15 protein-coding genes are annotated in these 17209 nt (G+C 51.6%); all 15 read left to right on the top strand.

From position 1 onward, the window contains the following. Nucleotides 1-63: 63 nt before the first annotated feature. The 15 genes from PJI16_11165 (at nucleotide 64) to PJI16_11235 (ending at nucleotide 16648) form a co-directional block, all read left to right on the top strand. Entirely contained in the window at nucleotides 64-510 is a 447-nt protein-coding gene (locus PJI16_11165; protein ID MDT3778115.1) for a VOC family protein, read from the top strand. 412 nt (nucleotides 511-922) lie between these two features. Continuing rightward, the gene (locus PJI16_11170) at nucleotides 923-1945 is read left to right on the top strand and encodes a class I SAM-dependent methyltransferase (protein MDT3778116.1); all 1023 of its coding nucleotides are present in this window, start codon (nucleotides 923-925) and stop codon (nucleotides 1943-1945) included. Between the two features lie 18 nt (nucleotides 1946-1963). Continuing rightward, nucleotides 1964-2389, top strand: a complete 426-nt coding sequence (locus tag PJI16_11175; protein ID MDT3778117.1) for a VOC family protein — start codon at nucleotides 1964-1966, stop codon at nucleotides 2387-2389. Between the two features lie 66 nt (nucleotides 2390-2455). After that, entirely contained in the window at nucleotides 2456-4507 is a 2052-nt protein-coding gene (locus PJI16_11180) for a sigma 54-interacting transcriptional regulator (GenBank protein ID MDT3778118.1), read from the top strand. A gap of 116 nt (nucleotides 4508-4623) precedes the next feature. Next, nucleotides 4624-5721, top strand: a complete 1098-nt coding sequence (locus tag PJI16_11185; GenBank protein MDT3778119.1) for a cytochrome c peroxidase — start codon at nucleotides 4624-4626, stop codon at nucleotides 5719-5721. A gap of 138 nt (nucleotides 5722-5859) precedes the next feature. Next, nucleotides 5860-6300 (top strand): VOC family protein, encoded by a 441-nt coding sequence (locus PJI16_11190; protein ID MDT3778120.1) that lies wholly within the window; start codon nucleotides 5860-5862, stop codon nucleotides 6298-6300. Nucleotides 6301-6849: 549 nt separating this feature from the next. Further along, entirely contained in the window at nucleotides 6850-7344 is a 495-nt protein-coding gene (locus tag PJI16_11195) for a DoxX family protein (GenBank protein ID MDT3778121.1), read from the top strand. Between the two features lie 124 nt (nucleotides 7345-7468). Continuing rightward, nucleotides 7469-8014 (top strand): hypothetical protein, encoded by a 546-nt coding sequence (locus tag PJI16_11200; protein MDT3778122.1) that lies wholly within the window; start codon nucleotides 7469-7471, stop codon nucleotides 8012-8014. Between the two features lie 124 nt (nucleotides 8015-8138). Then, entirely contained in the window at nucleotides 8139-8822 is a 684-nt protein-coding gene (locus PJI16_11205) for an SDR family NAD(P)-dependent oxidoreductase (protein MDT3778123.1), read from the top strand. An 80-nt stretch (nucleotides 8823-8902) separates the two neighbouring features. Further along, a complete protein-coding gene (locus tag PJI16_11210; protein ID MDT3778124.1) occupies nucleotides 8903-9250 on the top strand; it encodes a nuclear transport factor 2 family protein in 348 nt (115 codons plus the stop codon). A 115-nt stretch (nucleotides 9251-9365) separates the two neighbouring features. Continuing rightward, on the top strand, nucleotides 9366-9644 hold the full coding sequence (locus tag PJI16_11215) for a hypothetical protein (protein MDT3778125.1): 279 nt from the start codon (nucleotides 9366-9368) through the stop codon (nucleotides 9642-9644). 44 nt (nucleotides 9645-9688) lie between these two features. Continuing rightward, nucleotides 9689-10552, top strand: coding sequence for a pirin family protein (locus PJI16_11220; GenBank protein ID MDT3778126.1), 864 nt, complete (start codon nucleotides 9689-9691; stop codon nucleotides 10550-10552). A gap of 228 nt (nucleotides 10553-10780) precedes the next feature. After that, nucleotides 10781-12037 carry an efflux RND transporter periplasmic adaptor subunit gene (locus tag PJI16_11225; protein MDT3778127.1) on the top strand — a complete coding sequence of 419 codons (1257 nt, stop codon included), beginning with the start codon at nucleotides 10781-10783 and terminating at the stop codon, nucleotides 12035-12037. Then, nucleotides 12034-15204, top strand: coding sequence for a multidrug efflux RND transporter permease subunit (locus PJI16_11230; GenBank protein ID MDT3778128.1), 3171 nt, complete (start codon nucleotides 12034-12036; stop codon nucleotides 15202-15204). The genes PJI16_11225 and PJI16_11230 overlap by 4 nt, the downstream gene beginning before the upstream one ends. A gap of 1 nt (nucleotide 15205) precedes the next feature. Then, nucleotides 15206-16648 carry an efflux transporter outer membrane subunit gene (locus tag PJI16_11235; GenBank protein MDT3778129.1) on the top strand — a complete coding sequence of 481 codons (1443 nt, stop codon included), beginning with the start codon at nucleotides 15206-15208 and terminating at the stop codon, nucleotides 16646-16648. Nucleotides 16649-17209 lie beyond the last annotated feature (561 nt).

Consider the following 17209-nt stretch of genomic DNA (forward strand, 5'->3'; position numbering starts at 1 on the left):
GGAAAGCCATGAGGATTTATTGATAACCGTTTCGTTTTTCTAAAGACGGAGGAAAAATTTATTATGAAAGCGCAATATTTAGGACATGTGGTGTTTTACGTCAAAAATCTCGAAGAGTCTTTGAAGTTCTATCGAGATGTGGTGGGGTTCCAGGAAGTCGGACAGATTTTTGGAGGAAAAGCGGCGGCGCTCACCTCCGGCCGGACTCATCATGAACTGTTGTTAATTGAAGTGGGCGATGTTCCTGGACCGCCTTCGGGAAGGAGACGGGGCCTCTATCACATTGGCATTAAAGTTGGAGATAGCCTGGATGAACTTCGTACTGCCAAGCAGGATCTCGATCGGGCCGGTATCACCATTGAAGGTATGAGTGACCATACGGTCAGCCAAAGTCTCTACCTTCAGGACCCCGATGGGAACGAAGTGGAACTCTATGTCGATGCACCGGAGGTGGATTGGAAGCGTGACCCGACATTGGTGCTGGCGCCGATCAAGCCCCTGGTGTTGTAATCTTCCCCCAGTTGTTGTTCTTCGTCGTACGGCTGGGCCTCTACGACGTTGAAACACAGGGCCACTCGAGGAGTCGTGGCAATTCCCACGCGTTTATTATAGGAAAGCTCTTGAGCAAATTGTGTGGGTAGTTTGAGCAACAGGAATTTCCGAGGAAATCCCCTCCTTTGTAAGGCTTTGTTACGAAGAGGAACAAAGACAAGGGGAGGTAGAAAGGCCAGATGTCAATTTGTCGCGAGGGCTGTTGGCCCAATAATATGAGCACATAGCTGATTCTTTTTTTCGCCACCTTCACCTCACCTTACAAAGGGGAGGAAGCTGTAGGCATAGGACTTAAGCATTGTCTCAGGGGTATACCCACACTAAATTCGGAAGAGCCATAAGAAGATAATCCAAAAGACTAGGAGAACACATGACGACCATGAAATCACCCGAAGGACCTTCACCTCAATTATTCTTTCAAACCGTCAATGGACATATGCGGACGGCGGCCTTGAAATCAGCCATCGAACTGGATGTGTTTTCCGCTATCGCGGAAGGCTACCGTACTCCCAAGGCCTTAGCTCAACGATGCGGGGGTTCTGAACGAGGCCTGAGAATGTTGGGAGACTATCTGACTGTGGGAGGTTTTCTGACCAAACAGGGGGAGGAATACGGGTTGACTCCGGATTCGGAGTTATTTTTAACCAAGACTTCTCCGGCCTATTTAGGGCCGACTCTGGATTTTATGTTGTCATCTCCTCTCGTGGAAGGATTTAAACAGCTCACTGGTGCCGTTCGAAAAGGCGGAACCGTGGTCGGGGAGAAAGGAACCTTGGCACCGGAACATCCGGATTGGGTGACCTTTGCGCGGTCTATGGTGCCATTGATGAAAGGTCCGGCAGAGTGGATTGCTTCCTGGGTGAAAGAGAATGCGCCCGATACCCGCAAAGTCCTGGATGTGGCAGCCGGTCATGGGGTGTTCGGCATCGAAATCGGTCGCAAATTATCAGAGGCGGCCATCACCGCTCAGGACTGGCCCAATGTATTGACGGTCGCCAGAGAGAATGCTCAAGCAGCCGGGATCTCCAAGCGATTCCATGAATTGCCGGGGAGCGCCTTTGAGGTGGAATTCGAGAAAGACTATGATGTGATCCTTCTCACAAATTTCCTGCATCACTTCGATGTGCCGACCTGCGAGGCATTTTTGAAAACGGTGCATGGTTCCCTCAAACCGGGGGGATATGTGATCACGCTGGAATTTATTCCTAATGAAGATCGTATTTCTCCCGCGCCGATGGCTGAGTTCTGCTTGATTATGTTGGCCACGACTCCTGACGGGGATGCCTATGTCTTCAGTGAATATGACCGCATGTTCCGCCATGCCGGATTTGGCGAGAGCATCATGCAAGATGTTCCTGCATCCAATGAACGTGTCATCATTACGAAAAAATAATGGAAAGGAGAAACTAAAATGCCGGTACAAGTCTATGGAGTTAATCATGTCGTGATTGAAGTTGACGATGCTCAGAAAGCCGTCGAGTTTTATGCGGATGTCTTCAACCTTGAAATGCTACGGGGCGGGGAGGGGGCTGTCTGGTGCAAAATGGGGGAGCACCAGTTTTTGGCGATCTTTGAAGTTAAAACCCTTCAACCTGATCGGGCCAAACATTTTGGCATTATGGTCCGGGATGACGCTCAGGTGAAGGAAGTTCGGGAAAAAATCACCAAGAAATACGGATTGGAGGTGCGTCCTGATTTTCGATGTGATTTCCGGGATCCCTGGGGTAATCGAATCCAAGTCGGAGATCTGCATGATGAATCGTTGGTCTGGCTCCTTCCCTACCGGGAGGTACAGGATATCGGGATCACATTTGCCTCGCCTTCCAAAGCCCCTTGAGCATCTGGGGCCCAAAAGACAACCTGGCTTTTGTTTGTGAGGGGGAATCGGCGATACTGTACCCCTATGGATAAACGCATTCAGCCGGTTTTGGGAGATCAGTCATCGCCCTATCAGGCTCTTCTCGAGGTCTCGGAGGCGATCGCGGTTCACCGGGATCTCACTAACCTGATACAGGACCTGGCTCAACGCCTTCCTCGTATCGTTCCACTGAGTTTCATTGGCTTGGCTCTGTACCAGCCCGAGCGGAACACTATCCAGGATTATATTATTCAGGCCAATATTCCTGCGGATATACAGGGCGGGAAAGAATGGGCTTTGGATGCCCATCCGAGTGGTTGGGTGTGGCAGGCCCAGCACCCATTGATTATTTCCGACCTGACTCAAGACTCCCGGTTTCCAGCAGTGCTGCCCCTCATGCTCGAAGACGGCGTGCAATCTTTATGCACGGTTCCGCTGACCACCTCCTTACGCCGTCTGGGATCACTCGACTTCGCGAGTGTGGAAAAAGGAACCTACCAGGAGTCGGAATTGACGTTTCTGCTTCAGGTCGCCAAGCAAGTGGCGGTGGCGGTGGACAATGTCCTGCATCAAGAGGAATTGTGCCGCGAGCGGGATCGTCTGCAAGTCTTGCTGGACGTGAACAATGCGATCGTGTCGAAGTTGGAACTTGGGGATTTGTTTTCGACCATGGTCACGTCCTTGCGACGGGTGATTCCGCATGAAGCCACCAGCTTATATTTCTATAATCCGGATGCGAAGAACTTTCATCGACATGTGCTGAATTTTCCTTCAGGGAAAGGCTTGTTGGGGGGAAGCCATTCCATTGCGCTTGATGACACGCCGGCCGGAGAAGCATTTCGATCACGAAAAACGGTGTGTTGGCGTGAAACTGATCTGCAGCAATTTCATTCCGTCACCGCCCGACAGTTGATCGCGGAGGGTGTGAAATTCGGATGCTGTGTGCCACTCATGCTGCCCGATCGGGTTTTGGGGACGTTGAATGTCGGCAGCACCCGTCCTTCAGCCTTTTCCACGGGGGATGCCGACCTGCTGACGCAGGTCGCCGGACAAGTGGTGATTGCCCTCGAAAATGCCCTTGTCTATCGGGAAATTACCGAATTAAAAGAAAAGCTGGAAAAGGAGAATGTCTATCTCCGGGATGAAATCCGGACTGAAGCCAACTTCGAGGAGATTGTCGGCGAGAGTCAGGGCTTAAAGCATGTCCTTCAACAATTGGAAATTGTCGCCCCAACCGATTCGACCGTGCTGATTTTGGGGGAAACGGGCACAGGCAAGGAACTCATTGCCCGAGCTCTCCACCAACTCAGCACGCGAAAAGACCAGGCCTTTGTGAAAATTAACTGTGCGGCTATTCCGACGGGTCTGTTGGAAAGCGAACTGTTCGGCCACGAGAAGGGTGCCTTCACAGGAGCCATTTCTCAAAAAGTCGGTCGCTTTGAACTTGCGCATCGCGGAACCATTTTTTTGGACGAAATCGGGGAAGTGCCATTAGAGTTGCAATCCAAGATGCTTCGGGTGCTTCAGGAACAGGAGTTTGAACGATTGGGCGGGACGCGCACGATCCGCGTGGATGTTCGGCTGGTCGCGGCCACCAACCGCGATTTAATGCAGATGGTGGAAGCCGGCGAGTTTCGCAGTGACTTGTATTACCGGTTGAATGTCTTTCCCATCACAGTCCCGCCCCTTCGCGAACGGCAGGAGGATATCCCGATTCTTGTTCGGTATTTTGCCCAACGGTATGCCACCAGGATGAAAAAACCCATCGAGACCATTCCTGCCAAGACGATGGAACGTCTGGAAGGCTATCCCTGGCCGGGGAATATTCGCGAACTGGAAAACCTGATTGAGCGCGCGGTTATTCTTTCCCAGGGTTCCGAACTGGCTGTGCCGTTATTAGACCTCAAAGCCGGTCTTCAGCGAGGGACTCAGTCTGGTGCGACCTTAGAAGGTGCGGAACGGGACCATATTCTCCGTGCCCTGCAAGACACCAAATGGGTAATCGGCGGCTCTACAGGCACGGCCGCCCGGCTCGGAATGAAACGCACCACGTTGATCTCGAAGATGAAAAAACTCGGAATCTCCCGCCCGACCTAATATGGTGTGTTTTCTGCAAATTCTCTCCAACTTTTCATGTGAGTGACTATCCCCGGTCTCCTGCTCGAAGAAAAAAGCTCTGGCCAAACATGTTTCATTCAACCTGGAGGTTCATCATGTTTCAGCGATTCTCAATCAATCGCCTCCCATGGAGAGGGGGCTTGGGTCCTCTCCTCATCACGGTCCTATTTCTTCCTGGAGCGCCAGGGGCTCTCGCTGCCAATGCACAACCTCGTGAGTCGTGCAAAGTTGTCAGTACCCCATATCAATTGAAAATTCCGTTCGGTCTGGAGGATGAGATCAAGCCATTTATTCCGGCAGACAATCCGCTGACGGTCGAAAAGGTCGAACTCGGCAAGCTGTTATTCTTCGATCCACGCCTGTCACGTGACAATACGATGTCCTGCGCGAGCTGCCACAAACCGGAGCTGGCCTGGACTGACGGCACCAAGCTCTCTATGGGCATCGATAACCAGGTAGCCACCCGGAACGGCATGACCGTCGTCAACCGACTGTACGGCCATGCCCAGCTCTGGCATGGGAAAATGGCCACGTTGGAAGCGCAAGCGGTCAATCCCCTCACAAAGGCGGTACGGATGGGAATGCCGTCCACGGATGCGGAGGTGGCGAAGCTCAATGCCATCAAGGGATACCGGGAGCGATTTCAGCAGGTTTTCTGCACGGATGTCACCATTGATGGGGTGGCCAAAGCGATTGCGGCGTTTGAACGGACTCTTTTGTCCGGCAACAGTCCCGCAGATCGATTCGACATGGGCGGAGAAGAGGACGCGATCTCCGAGTCCGCCAAACGAGGGCTCCAAGTATTTCAGGGCAAGGGCCGCTGCACACGCTGCCATTCGGGATTCAATTTCGCCGACGAAGAATTTCACAATCTCGGCATCGATTGGGACACGGCGAAAGCCGATCTGGGACGGTATTCGGTGGAGAAGCATCCGGGGACCGTTGGCGGATTCAAAACGCCAACCCTACGGGAGATTGCCAGGACCGCTCCGTACATGCATGACGGGCGTTTCGCCACCCTTGAAGACGTCGTCGATTTTTACGACCAAGGGGGAATCCAGAACCCGCATCTGTCTAATTTGATTATTCCTTTGGGATTAACCGACCAGGAAAAGAAGGATCTGGTGGAATACATGCGGGCTCTCAATGGTGAAGGATGGCAAATGACCGCGCCAACAGAATTTCCACAATGACGCAGCGTTCTAGAGACCAGGGGCGTATTCAGGCCCGTATTACCCTTCACCCTCTCGCCTCAAAAAATGTCCTTGGGCTGTGCAGATCCGGGAACGTGTTGTACGTACCAACAGCTTTTAAAGATGGAGCATTCGCAAATGCAAGGATTTCTCGATCATATTGTCCTGAATATTGAACATGATGAATCGATGATCGATTTTTATACCAGAATTTTGATGCTTTCGGCAGAGCGACTCGAAGACTATCGTGCCGGGAAAGCGCCGTTTCCTTCTGTGCGGATCAATCGTGATACCGTCATCGATTTATTTCCCAAGAAGTTATGGGAGCAAAACATTTCAGCAGGGACAGGCTTCAGCAATCTGAACCACTTTTGTCTTGCACTCACCAAAACGGATTGGGAAGACTTATGCGGTCGACTTCGTGACAATAATATTGCAATCAGTGAAGGGCCTGTCCAACGGTGGGGAGCGCGGGGAACAGGAACCTCCATTTATTTTCTCGATCCTGAAGGAAATGCGATCGAGGCACGATTTTATGAAGTAAATGATCAGCCAGAGAAATGCCTGCTTGGCACTTAAGGAAGTCGTTGCCAATCTCTCATAGCAAGACTCTCAATAAACAATCTCGGACATGCCCAAGGGTCTCCTCCTCTGTCATCCTCTCAGTTCGTCAGCGGAGGTCCAATTGGAACGACACCAAAATGGATTCCCGATGACTACTGTCGGAAATGTCCGCGATGGAGGGATTCCCGAGGCATGGCATCCCGAGGAATTTGCCAAACTATTCAATGGATTGTCCTCCTGCCGTCCGTCATCCCGAATGAGAGAAGCGAAGGCATCGGGAATTTCATGAAAATCCCTTCTGCCTAACCATCTTCCGTTCGTCTGTCTGTCGCCCCCTCGACACGAGTCGACATATCGTCACATTTGATTCGACACACCTCTTCTCTTTCTTTTGCATCTTCGATAGAAACATCAATTCATTCAAATGTTTGTGTCTTTTTTTGATCTTTTGTGAAGGTGGAATGGCTCTTGCCATATGTAAGAGGTAAGAGTTCAACAAAGCTTTCGTTAGAACAAATAATGACAAACCACACACATTTATTCATTCACAAAGGAGAGGAAGCCATGAAAACATTATTTCAAACAGAAGAGAGTTGGGCGCCGGTTATTTTGAGAGTGATGCTGGCCTTGGTCATTTTTCCTCACGGCGCTCAGAAGCTGCTGGGATGGTATGGAGGAAACGGGTTTGAAGGCACGATGGGATTCTTTACTGAGCAAATGGGTTTGCCTTGGGTGATTGCATTTCTGGTCATTATGGGAGAATCGGTTGGCGCACTGGCAATGGCAGCCGGATTCATGACGCGGTTCACTGCCGCGAGTTTAGGCATCATCATGTTAGGCGCCATCACAACGGTGCACTGGTCTAATGGGTTTTTTATGAACTGGTTTGGCCAACAAGCCGGTGAGGGATTTGAATATCATCTGCTCGTCATTGGCATGGGTCTGTCGTTAATGGTGACGGGCGCCGGCAAATGGTCGGTCGATCAGGTCATTGGAAAGTGGCTTGCACGGCAGGAATCATTGCACGCTGATGGGACTCGTCGGACTGCGGCAGCCTAAGTGTGACAGATCTAAATGTACGACTAGAAAATGAATAATTATGGAAAGGAGTCAAGACATGAATAGTAGGCAACTTCGTCAGGATAGAAGCAGGGATCTCTCAATAACCATAAAGGAGGAAGTGATGAACCGTACAATGAATCTTCACGTGATTATGTTATCAGCGGTGATGGGCATGTTTCTTATCATGTCCGGTATCGGTTACGCAGACTCTAAGAGTGTCAGCCATGGACATAAGCAGGTCACCGGAGTCGTGACAACGGAGAAGGGTGGTGTTCTCACGGTTAAAACACCCACGGGAGACTATTCTCTGACCGAAAATGCTTCTCATCGTCATGGCCATGCCGTCCCCAAGGTGGGAGATGAAGTAACCTTGGTTCTGGATGAGAACAATGCTGTCATAGAAGCCCACCCTAAAGGCGAGGAAGGAATACATCAGTTCTATACGGGGAAATTGGTGTACATGGGGAAAATGAATAAAGAGATCAAATTGCAGACCCCTGATGGGGAAAAGGTCTTCCCTCTTGGTCGGCTGGAAATCAAAACCAAGCCCATCGAAGAAGGTGCCATGGTCACGGTTGAAGTGAATGAAGGCGGGACTGTGATCGATCTTCACCGTGCGTCGGATGACGAAACAAGCATTAATGCCAAAGGGAAGACTCACGAGTAACGAGTCGGATGTTCACTATGATGTGGCTCGGTCTCTTGCCGGGTGGTGAGAGATCGGGGCCACCTTCTGAGGCGGGGAATTGTGGTATGAGAAAAAGTCAGAGAGACGAAGAAGGAGCCGAAAGATGATATCCCTTAACGGAAAAGTTGTCATGATCACGGGGGCATTGGGTGGCTTAGGCCAGACGGTGACCGAGGCATTCGCCCAGGCGGGAGCCAAAGTGGTGGTCGTGGGCCGGGAACTTCCAGCGAAGCTTCCGGAAGGGCTAGTGGGCCTTTCAGCGGATGTCACCGATGAGGCTGAGGTTCATCGACTGATGAAGGAGGCCGTGCGCAAAACCACACGCATTGATTGCTTGATCAATCTTGTTGGCGGGTTTGCCATGGGTCGTCTGGCAGAAACAGAAATGTCCACCTGGTCCAAAATGTTGTCTATCAACCTGACCTCGGCCTTTTTGCTGTCGAGGGAGGCAACTCGCTTCATGTCCAAGCAAGGCTCTGGTCGAATTATGCATATGGCCGCGCGTGCCGCTGTGGACCCGTTCCCCGGTGCGGGTGCCTATATTGTCTCTAAGTCAGGGCTTCTTGCCCTGATCAAGGTGCTGGCTCTGGAGTTAACCGGTTCAGGCGTGACTGTGAACGGGGTATTACCGGCGACCATTGATACCCCTGCTAACCGCAACAGCATGCCGGATGCCGATCCCAACGAATGGGTGAAGCCGGAAGCGATTGCCGCACTGCTTGTGTTTCTCGCCTCTGAGGAAGCTGAGGCTCTGAATGGGGCGCTCATTCCTATCGGGTCATCATAGGAATGATGTTTGATGAATTGTTCGATGTTTCAATTCGAGGTGTAAACGGTAAATTTTATTTATTGAAAGGAGAAGGTAGCATGAGTATTCAACAACAGGTTCAAGCATTGATCGATGGGATTTTGGCCGGAAAGCTTTTGGAGACCTTTGACACGTATTATGCTGATAACGTTGTCATGAGTGAGAATCGAAAAGAAGAACGAGTCGGGAAGGCTGCCAACCGGGAATATGAACAAAAGTTTTTAGGGAATATTCAGGAATTTCACGGAGCTCAGGTCGGACGGACGATCGTTGACGGGGACCATGCCGCGGTGGAATGGACGTTTGACCTGACCTTTAAAGGCGGAAATCGGGTGAAGATGCAGCAGGTGGCCGTGCAAACCTGGAAGGATGGAAAAATTATTCGTGAGGACTTTTATCACGGGTAAAAGGGTTCTTATGTGTTGAACCATGTGTGCTCACGACAGGTTTACGCTCAAAAACAATGGCAGCCTAAGAGATCCCGGGCTCCTGTTCTCAACTGTTTTGATAAGGAATGAAGTTATGCTCAGAGTCACCCCCCGCATAGATGAGACGACAATCACCCTCCAGTTGGAGGGGCGATTGGCCGGACCGACAGTCATCGAAGCTGAGCGGTGTTGGCAGGTGACATGCGCGGAGAATCCGGGGCGATCCCATCGACTGGATTTGCGGGGGGTGACATATTTGGATCAGGAAGGGAAATCGTTTTTGAACCGGGTCTTTCAGCAGGGCGCGAGTTTTCTCTCTTCCGGTTGTTTGACCCGGGCCTACGTTGAGGAGATCACGCGATCTGGGAAATAATTTGCTGAGAAAACAGTTGAGGAAAGGAGGGTGCCATGACGCAGATGAAATCGATTTCAGGAATCTACAAATCGGGCTCCACTCATATGGTAGGGGACGGGTTTCCGGTACGGAATATCTTTCCAAGTCAGAATCTGACCGAAGAGATCAGTCCCTTTCTGCTCTTGGATTATGCGGGTCCGGCATCGTTCCCTCCTACGAATCAACGGCTGGGTGTCGGGGAACATCCTCACCGGGGATTTGAGACCGTGACCATCGTCTATCAGGGAAAAGTCGCGCATCGGGATTCAGCCGGAAACGGAGGAACTATCGGACCGGGCGATGTGCAATGGATGACGGCGGCTTCGGGTGTGGTGCATGAAGAACTTCATGAACAAGCCTGGGCCAAGGAGGGTGGCACGTTGCAGATGATTCAACTCTGGGTCAATCTTCCCAAGTCATTAAAAATGGGCGCGCCCCGCTACCAAACGGTCCTCAATGAAGACATTCCGCAATCCAATCTTGGGGGACAAGGCAGTGTGCTCCGTGTGATCGCCGGTGAATATGAGGGACTCAAAGGGCCGGCCAAGACGTTCACGCCTGTGCACCTGTATGATCTGAGATTGGTTGCCGGACATCTGGGTGAGCTCAGTCTTCCGGTCGGATATAATACGGGCCTGTTCGTCCTTAGTGGGAAGTTGGTCTTGAATAAATCTCACGAAGTCGGGGAGGCCGAAATGGCTCTCTGCGACCCGCAGGGAACGAAGGTAAATTTTGAGGCCACGGAGGAGGCAAGGGTGTTGGTGCTGAGTGGAGAACCGATTCCGGAACCGGTCGCCCGCATGGGCCCTTTTGTCATGAATACTGAGGAAGAGCTTGTGCAGGCTGTGAACGATTATCGTGCGGGAAGAATGGGACGACTTGAGTAAGCCGATATTCGAGCTTCTTGATGGAAGGAAAGCGTGAAAAATTTTGTTCGGCTGTAATAATAGTGGTGAACCTTCGTCTACACATTTACAGAAGATGATGCCCTGCAATGAAGATGTAGGAAAGACAACCCTTATGGATAAGCCAATCATTCAGAGGACAGCACAAATTGAAAATTCCGACTTAAATGTTGTGAATGGAATAGAACGGAATTGGTGGGAACCAACCAGATGAATGCAGCCATACTCAGACCCGTTTCAGTATACATTGGCAATGGGCGCGCCGTGATTCGTAGGAGTGTTGGATTACTCCTGATTCTTCTTGCAGGATGTGGGCAGGGAGATACCTCCCCTCCGGCTCCTCCACCGCCGACGGTGGAAGTGGTGACGGTCACCATCCAGGATCTCCCCGATGAACCCGAATTCATCGGACAAACCGAGGCCTTTCGGCCTGTGGAGATCCGGTCACAGGTGACGGGCATCATTAAGAAAGTTTTTTTCACCGAAGGCAGGAATGTCAAGCAAGGTGACCGGCTGTACCTCATTGACCCCGTGCCCTTCAAAGCGGCTTATCTGAGTGCCAAAGCCAGGGTGACGCAAGCGGAGGCTAGACTGGTACAAGCGAAGCAGGATTTTGCTCGAGTCAAACCTCTTCTGAAAGAGCAAGCGGTCAGTCAAAAGGACGTGGACGATGCGGTGGCGGAAGGGTTAGCGGCTAAAGCCTCCTTGGAAGCGGCGCATGGGGATCTGGTCAAGTCCAGGTTTGACCTGAGTAATACCCTGATCGTCGCTCCGATCGGTGGACGTATTTCGAAAAGCCGGTTTTATGAAGGACGTCTGGTGTCCGCCCAGACAGACCTGATGACTACCATCGATCAGCTTGATCCCATGTATGTCAATATGTCCGTTCCGGAAACATATTTGTTGCGGCGGCGGCGTGAGTTGGCGGACCACAAAGTCGAGAGGCCCGATCTCTTTCAATTGCGCGGAGTCATGACGTTCGCTGATGGCAGTGTCTATCCCCATGAAGGCAAATTGGATTTTGCCGATGTGGCCATCCGGTCGGAGACGGGGACCTTACAGGGCCGGTTTGCCTTCCCCAATCCTGAGGCTGATCTTTCTCCCGGTCAATCCTATTTGTATCCCGGACATTTTGTCCGCATCCGGCTGAAGGGGTATATCCGGACTGATGCGATTTTGATTCCTCAACGTGCGGTTCAACAGGGTCCTAAAGGCACATTTGTGAATGTGATTGGCCCCGACGATAAAATCGAAGTGCGCGAAGTGGACGCGACCGGTTGGCGTGGCGGCGATTGGCTCATTGAAGAGGGCCTTCAACCAGGAGAGCGAATCGTCGTCGAAGGGTTTCATCGAATTCAACCGGGTATGCAGGTGAATCCAGTGCCGTTCCGGAATGGTGAGGCCACATCGGAAACCCCGGGCCATGAGAATCCGACACCTCCCGAAGCCACTCAGGAGAACTCATGAGTTCTCATTTTTTTATTGACCGTCCTATTTTTGCCACGGTCATTTCCATTGTGATTGTGGTGGTGGGACTGGTGTCTCTCCAGGTTCTTCCCATCGCTCAATTTCCGGAAATCACTCCGCCTGTGGTCCAAATTGAAGCCGACTATCCTGGTGCCAGTGCAGAAGTCGTGGCCGAAGCCGTGGCGAGGCCGATTGAGGTGCAACTCCCCGGGATCGATAATCTCCTGTACTACGATTCTTCCAGCACCAACGACGGCCATATGACGATCCGATTGACCTTTGAAATCGGGACGGATGTCGATATCGCACAGGTCCAAACTCAAAACCGTCAACGTTTGGCCGAGCCACAGCTTCCGCCTGAAGTTGTCCGGCAGGGTATCACCGTCAAAAAAGTGTCTCCCGATCTACTCGGGGTGGTGGCGTTGAGTTCCAGTGATCCTCGTCAGGATACGGTCTTTCTTTCTAATTTTGCGATTCTGCGGATTGTGGATAACATCAAACGGCTTCCCGGAGTGGGGGATGCGTTGATCTTTGGCGGACAGAACTACTCCATGCGTCTTATTTTGGACCCCATTCGTATGGCTCAAATGGATGTGACGCCCACTGATATTGCGAATGTGGTTCGTGAGCAGAACCGGGATTTTCCGGCTGGCCGGATCGGACGCGAGCCTGCCCCGAGTGGAACTGAGCTGACCATTCCCGTGATCACGCAAGGACGGATGAGCGAGGCCAAAGAATTCGAGGACATGATTGTCCGGGCGTATCCGGATGGTTCCATGGTGCGTCTCGGCGACGTGGCTATGGTTGAGTTGGGGGCACAATCCTATGACCTCGAGGGACGGTGGAATGGCAAACCCAATGTCTTTATGCTGACATTCCTCTCCCCGGGGGCCAATGCCCTTGAAACCATGAAACGAATCAAGGACGAGATGAAGAGTCTCACGAATATTTTTCCGGCTGGAGTCTCATACGACATCCCGTACGATACAACCCGATTCATTGAGGTTTCTATTCAACAAGTGGTGAAGACCCTGGGAGAAGCATTGATCCTGGTTATTTTGGTGGTCTACCTCTTTCTTCAAAGCTGGCGCGCAACATTAATTCCAGCCGTGGCTGTCCCCGTTTCATTGATCGGCACGTTTGCGGGTATGGTCGCCCTCGGATTTTCGATTAATACCCTGACTTTGTTCGGCATGGTCTTGGCCATCGGGATTGTGGTGGATGATGCGATCGTGGTGGTGGAAAATGTGGCCCGGCACATTCAGAACGGACATCCACCAAAGGAAGCCGCGAAGCTGGCCATGACGGAAGTGACCGGCCCGGTCATTGCGCTCGTCGTGGTTCTGGCGGCGGTCTTTCTGCCCGTGGCGTTTCTGGGAGGTATTACCGGCGAACTCTATCAGCAATTTGCAATCACCATTACGCTGTCCGTGGTCCTTTCCGGGATCGTGGCCTTGACACTCAGTCCGGCCCTCTGTGCGTTGATTCTCAAGCCGGATCAGGAACGGGAGGCCGGGTTTTGGAAGAAATTTAATGACGGATTTAATTGGACGCAGAATCGATATGTGGGGACGGTTGGCTCGATTCTTAAACACGCAGTGCTCTCGCTGGCGGTCTTTGGGGTTCTGCTTTTTGTCATCGGTGGGCTGTTTCAAGTTCTGCCGTCCAGTTTTTTGCCGGATGAAGATCAGGGATATTTTATTTCGGTCGTGCAATTGCCGGACGGGGCATCCAAGCAGCGAACTATTGAAGTGATTGAACAGGTTGAAAATTATTTTCTCTCGGTTCCCGAAGTGCACTCCACCGATGCGCTGGTCGGGCAAAACTTTGTCTTTAACACTCGAGGGTCGAATCAGGCGACGATGTTTGTGCCCTTGCATCACTGGGATGACCGCACGCAATCGGATCAGCATGTTAAATCTCTGATTGGGAATGCCTTCAAAAAGTTTGCCGAAATTCCCGAGGCGCTGATCCTGGCGTTTAACGCACCTTCCATTCGTGGATTGGGGACGACCGGAGGATTCTCATTACAATTACAGGATCCGAGCGGTGGAGATTTCAATCAATTTTCCGCCATCACGCAACAATTTGTGAGCAAGGCGAAACAAGATCCAGCCATTGGTGCGATCGGCACAAGTTTTCGCGTCACCGCGCCGCGTTTGTATGCCCGCGTCGATCGGGAACGAGCCAAGGCCTTGGGTGTGCCTATTTCCGAAGTGTTCGATACGATGCAAGCGTATTTCGGCAATTTCTACATCAACGATTTCATTAAACTTGGACGGGTCTATCGAGTGCAGACCGAAGCGTTGCCGGAGTTCCGGTCGAGTCCCGATGACATTGCGAAAATTTATGTACGTGCCCGGAATGCCAAGGGATCGACGATGATTCCGCTTGATACGGTGGTCAGTACGGAATTTACGAGCGGCCCGGATACCGTGACGCATTTCAACGGTTTTAATACCGCCTCCGTTCTGGGTGCTGCCGCTCCGGGGTATAGTTCAGGGGCTGCCCTTGATGCCTTGGAACGACTGGCTCAAGAGGTGTTGATTCCCAAGGGCTATGATATCGATTGGAGCGGGATTTCCTATCAGGAACGGAAGACCGGCACCGAGTCCATTTTTGCCTTCGCCTTCGGCCTCTTAATGGTGTTCCTGGTGCTTGCCGCGTTGTATGAAAGTTGGTCGGTGCCTTTTGCCGTGATTCTTGCCGTGCCGTTCGGTCTCTTCGGGGCTCTATCCGCCGTCTGGATTCGGGGCTTGAGCAATGATATCTACTTTCAAATCGGCTTAGTGACCTTAATCGGGCTTGCGGCACGAAATGCGATTCTGATCGTCGAATTTGCGAATCATCGCTATGAGGGAGGGATGCCGCTGGTGGAGGCAGCCTTAGAGGCCGTCCGTCTTCGTTTCCGGCCGATCATTATGACCTCTATGGCGTTTATCTTAGGCGTGGTTCCCTTGGTCATTGCGTCCGGTGCGGGTGCGGCTAGCCGTCAATCCATCGGGACAGGCGTCTTCGGCGGCATGTTGGCGGCGACATTTTTAGCGATCTTTTTTGTTCCGCTGTTTTTTGTGCTCATCAGGAAGTTGGGGTCACGAATGAAGGGGAAATCTGCCGACATTCTCGCTGAAGATCAGGATGAGCACATCCTTGATGGAGAACGATAACATGCGTTCGTTCTGTGCCCTCTTCTTGTCGTCCGTGTTGCTTATGTCCTGTGCCATGGGACCGGACTACTCACGGCCCGATATTAAAACGGCCGACCAGTTTCGCATGTCCGACACCGAAGGGGAGTCTATCGCGAATCTTCCCTGGTGGGAATTGCTTCACGACGAGGAATTGCAAAAACTCATTCGTGTGGCGTTGGAGGAAAATAAAAATCTTCAAGAAGCCGCCGCCAGTGTCGAGGAATTCCAAGCTCGAGTGTTCATCGAACGAATGGAATTTGCCCCTCAATTAAGTACGCAACTCAATGCTCCGGTTTTAGGGAAATTTGGCGGTTTTGCCAGACAGGGATTCCCCAGCAACTTTAGTTATTTTGGAATCGGGAATTTGAATTGGGAGATTGATATCTGGGGACGCATTCGTCGGTCAAATGAAGCAGCGTTTGGCGATTTGCTTGCCCGCGAAGAAAATAGACGGGCCGTCATCCTTCAGTTGGTCAGTGGTGTGGCAGGAGGGTATTTGGAATTGTTGCAATTCGACATGCAGTTGGACATTGCCAAGCGAACGCTTGGTTCATGGGAAGAATCGGTGAAAATTGCCCGTGCGCGATTACGACAAGGGGTAAGTTCAAGACTCGATGCAGACCAATTTGAGGCTGAACGAGCCAATGCGGCGGCCCGGGTCGCTCAATTCGAGCGGCTCATGGTGCAGAAGGAAAACGAACTGAGTGTATTCCTTGGCCGGAACCCATTTAGGATTCCTCGAGGACAGATTCTCACCGAGCAGATTTTTCCGCCAACAGTCCCGCCCGGTCTCCCTTCGGAATTGCTTCAGCGCCGTCCGGATATCGTACAAGCAGAACACGAACTGGCAGCGGCGACCGCCCGAATCGGTGTTGCGAAAGCGGAACGGTTTCCCAAGTTCTCGATTACGGGTATTCTTGGTCTCGCAAGCCCCCAACTTTCGAGTCTGGTCAGTTCCGGCAGTGAATTTGGGCAAGCCGGCCTGGGACTCGCCGGTCCGGTGTTCAATGCACAGATTCTGGGGTTTCAACAAGAAGCCGTGGTGGCACAGGCAAAGCAGGTGTTGGCTCAATACGAGCAGACCATTCTTGTGGCATTCAAAGAAGTAGAGGATGCCCTGGTGGCAGTGCGCACGGCCGAATCCCAAGGGATTGCCCAGCAGGAACAGGTGACGGCTCTCCGGTCGGCCTTGCGTCTGGCCGACCTTCGCTATAAAGGCGGCCTGACCAGTTATGTGGATGTGCTCATCGCCAAACGGGATTTGTTCAATGCCGAACTCGAGCTTACGTCCACCCGTCGTCTGCATTTGGTGTCGATGGTGCAACTCTATAAAGCGTTGGGCGGAGGATGGTCCCCGGAATCTCCTGAAGGAACCATTGCCATTTCCAGCTCATCATCCGAGCAAAGCAATCCCGGTAACTGAGAAAGTTGAAGCACAGGGCCGGATCGTCATTTCGCAATTGATGTGGTGGAATTCTCACAAATACGTGTTACTATGAACTTAGGTACCTCTGACTTCATGAGATAATATGAAAAAGTTTTACTTTCAACATGTAGACATTGCCCGAACAAACATCATGGGCCTCGATTAGACCGTCTGACAACCTTTCCCAAGTCCATGTAAGTTTCTGCCAATTACAGTCGTGTCAAGCCTTGCTTATCACTTAAATTCAGATTTTTAAAAAAATGGCAGTCAGGTGTATCGCGTGTTCAATCTTTCCTTGTTTCTCTGAGTAGGCTGAAAGCCACCTCACGGACGTTTCTATCCCGCACACACGTTTGGGTATATCCGCTCCTTGATCAATTATCCGCTTGCTGGAAGGCGTTCCTTTATATATGCTGTTTTCTGATGGTGGATGGTTTTCAAAGTGGGGTTGAGTTTTCGATGTAGGGATAAGCCTACGCTGCTGAAATATTAAGGACGATGGTTGAAAACGTTGGAAACACTAGGAATATGGCGGAAGTTAAGCGCATGGCGGGCCGA

The organism is Nitrospira sp. MA-1 (genome assembly GCA_032139905.1).
In the GTDB taxonomy this organism is placed as follows: Bacteria; Nitrospirota; Nitrospiria; order Nitrospirales; family UBA8639; genus Nitrospira_E.

What these genes read in the sequence shown, in the direction of transcription:
- PJI16_11200 (MDT3778122.1), top strand. Translation starts at nt 7,469, where the DNA reads ATGAACCGTACAATGAATCTTCACGTGATTATGTTATCAGCGGTGATG.
- PJI16_11235 (MDT3778129.1), top strand. Translation starts at nt 15,206, where the DNA reads ATGCGTTCGTTCTGTGCCCTCTTCTTGTCGTCCGTGTTGCTTATGTCC.
- PJI16_11195 (MDT3778121.1), top strand. Translation starts at nt 6,850, where the DNA reads ATGAAAACATTATTTCAAACAGAAGAGAGTTGGGCGCCGGTTATTTTG.
- PJI16_11220 (MDT3778126.1), top strand. Translation starts at nt 9,689, where the DNA reads ATGAAATCGATTTCAGGAATCTACAAATCGGGCTCCACTCATATGGTA.
- PJI16_11190 (MDT3778120.1), top strand. Translation starts at nt 5,860, where the DNA reads ATGCAAGGATTTCTCGATCATATTGTCCTGAATATTGAACATGATGAA.
- PJI16_11170 (MDT3778116.1), top strand. Translation starts at nt 923, where the DNA reads ATGACGACCATGAAATCACCCGAAGGACCTTCACCTCAATTATTCTTT.
- PJI16_11215 (MDT3778125.1), top strand. Translation starts at nt 9,366, where the DNA reads ATGCTCAGAGTCACCCCCCGCATAGATGAGACGACAATCACCCTCCAG.
- PJI16_11165 (MDT3778115.1), top strand. Translation starts at nt 64, where the DNA reads ATGAAAGCGCAATATTTAGGACATGTGGTGTTTTACGTCAAAAATCTC.
- PJI16_11175 (MDT3778117.1), top strand. Translation starts at nt 1,964, where the DNA reads ATGCCGGTACAAGTCTATGGAGTTAATCATGTCGTGATTGAAGTTGAC.
- PJI16_11185 (MDT3778119.1), top strand. Translation starts at nt 4,624, where the DNA reads ATGTTTCAGCGATTCTCAATCAATCGCCTCCCATGGAGAGGGGGCTTG.
- PJI16_11210 (MDT3778124.1), top strand. Translation starts at nt 8,903, where the DNA reads ATGAGTATTCAACAACAGGTTCAAGCATTGATCGATGGGATTTTGGCC.
- PJI16_11180 (MDT3778118.1), top strand. Translation starts at nt 2,456, where the DNA reads ATGGATAAACGCATTCAGCCGGTTTTGGGAGATCAGTCATCGCCCTAT.
- PJI16_11205 (MDT3778123.1), top strand. Translation starts at nt 8,139, where the DNA reads ATGATATCCCTTAACGGAAAAGTTGTCATGATCACGGGGGCATTGGGT.
- PJI16_11230 (MDT3778128.1), top strand. Translation starts at nt 12,034, where the DNA reads ATGAGTTCTCATTTTTTTATTGACCGTCCTATTTTTGCCACGGTCATT.
- PJI16_11225 (MDT3778127.1), top strand. Translation starts at nt 10,781, where the DNA reads ATGAATGCAGCCATACTCAGACCCGTTTCAGTATACATTGGCAATGGG.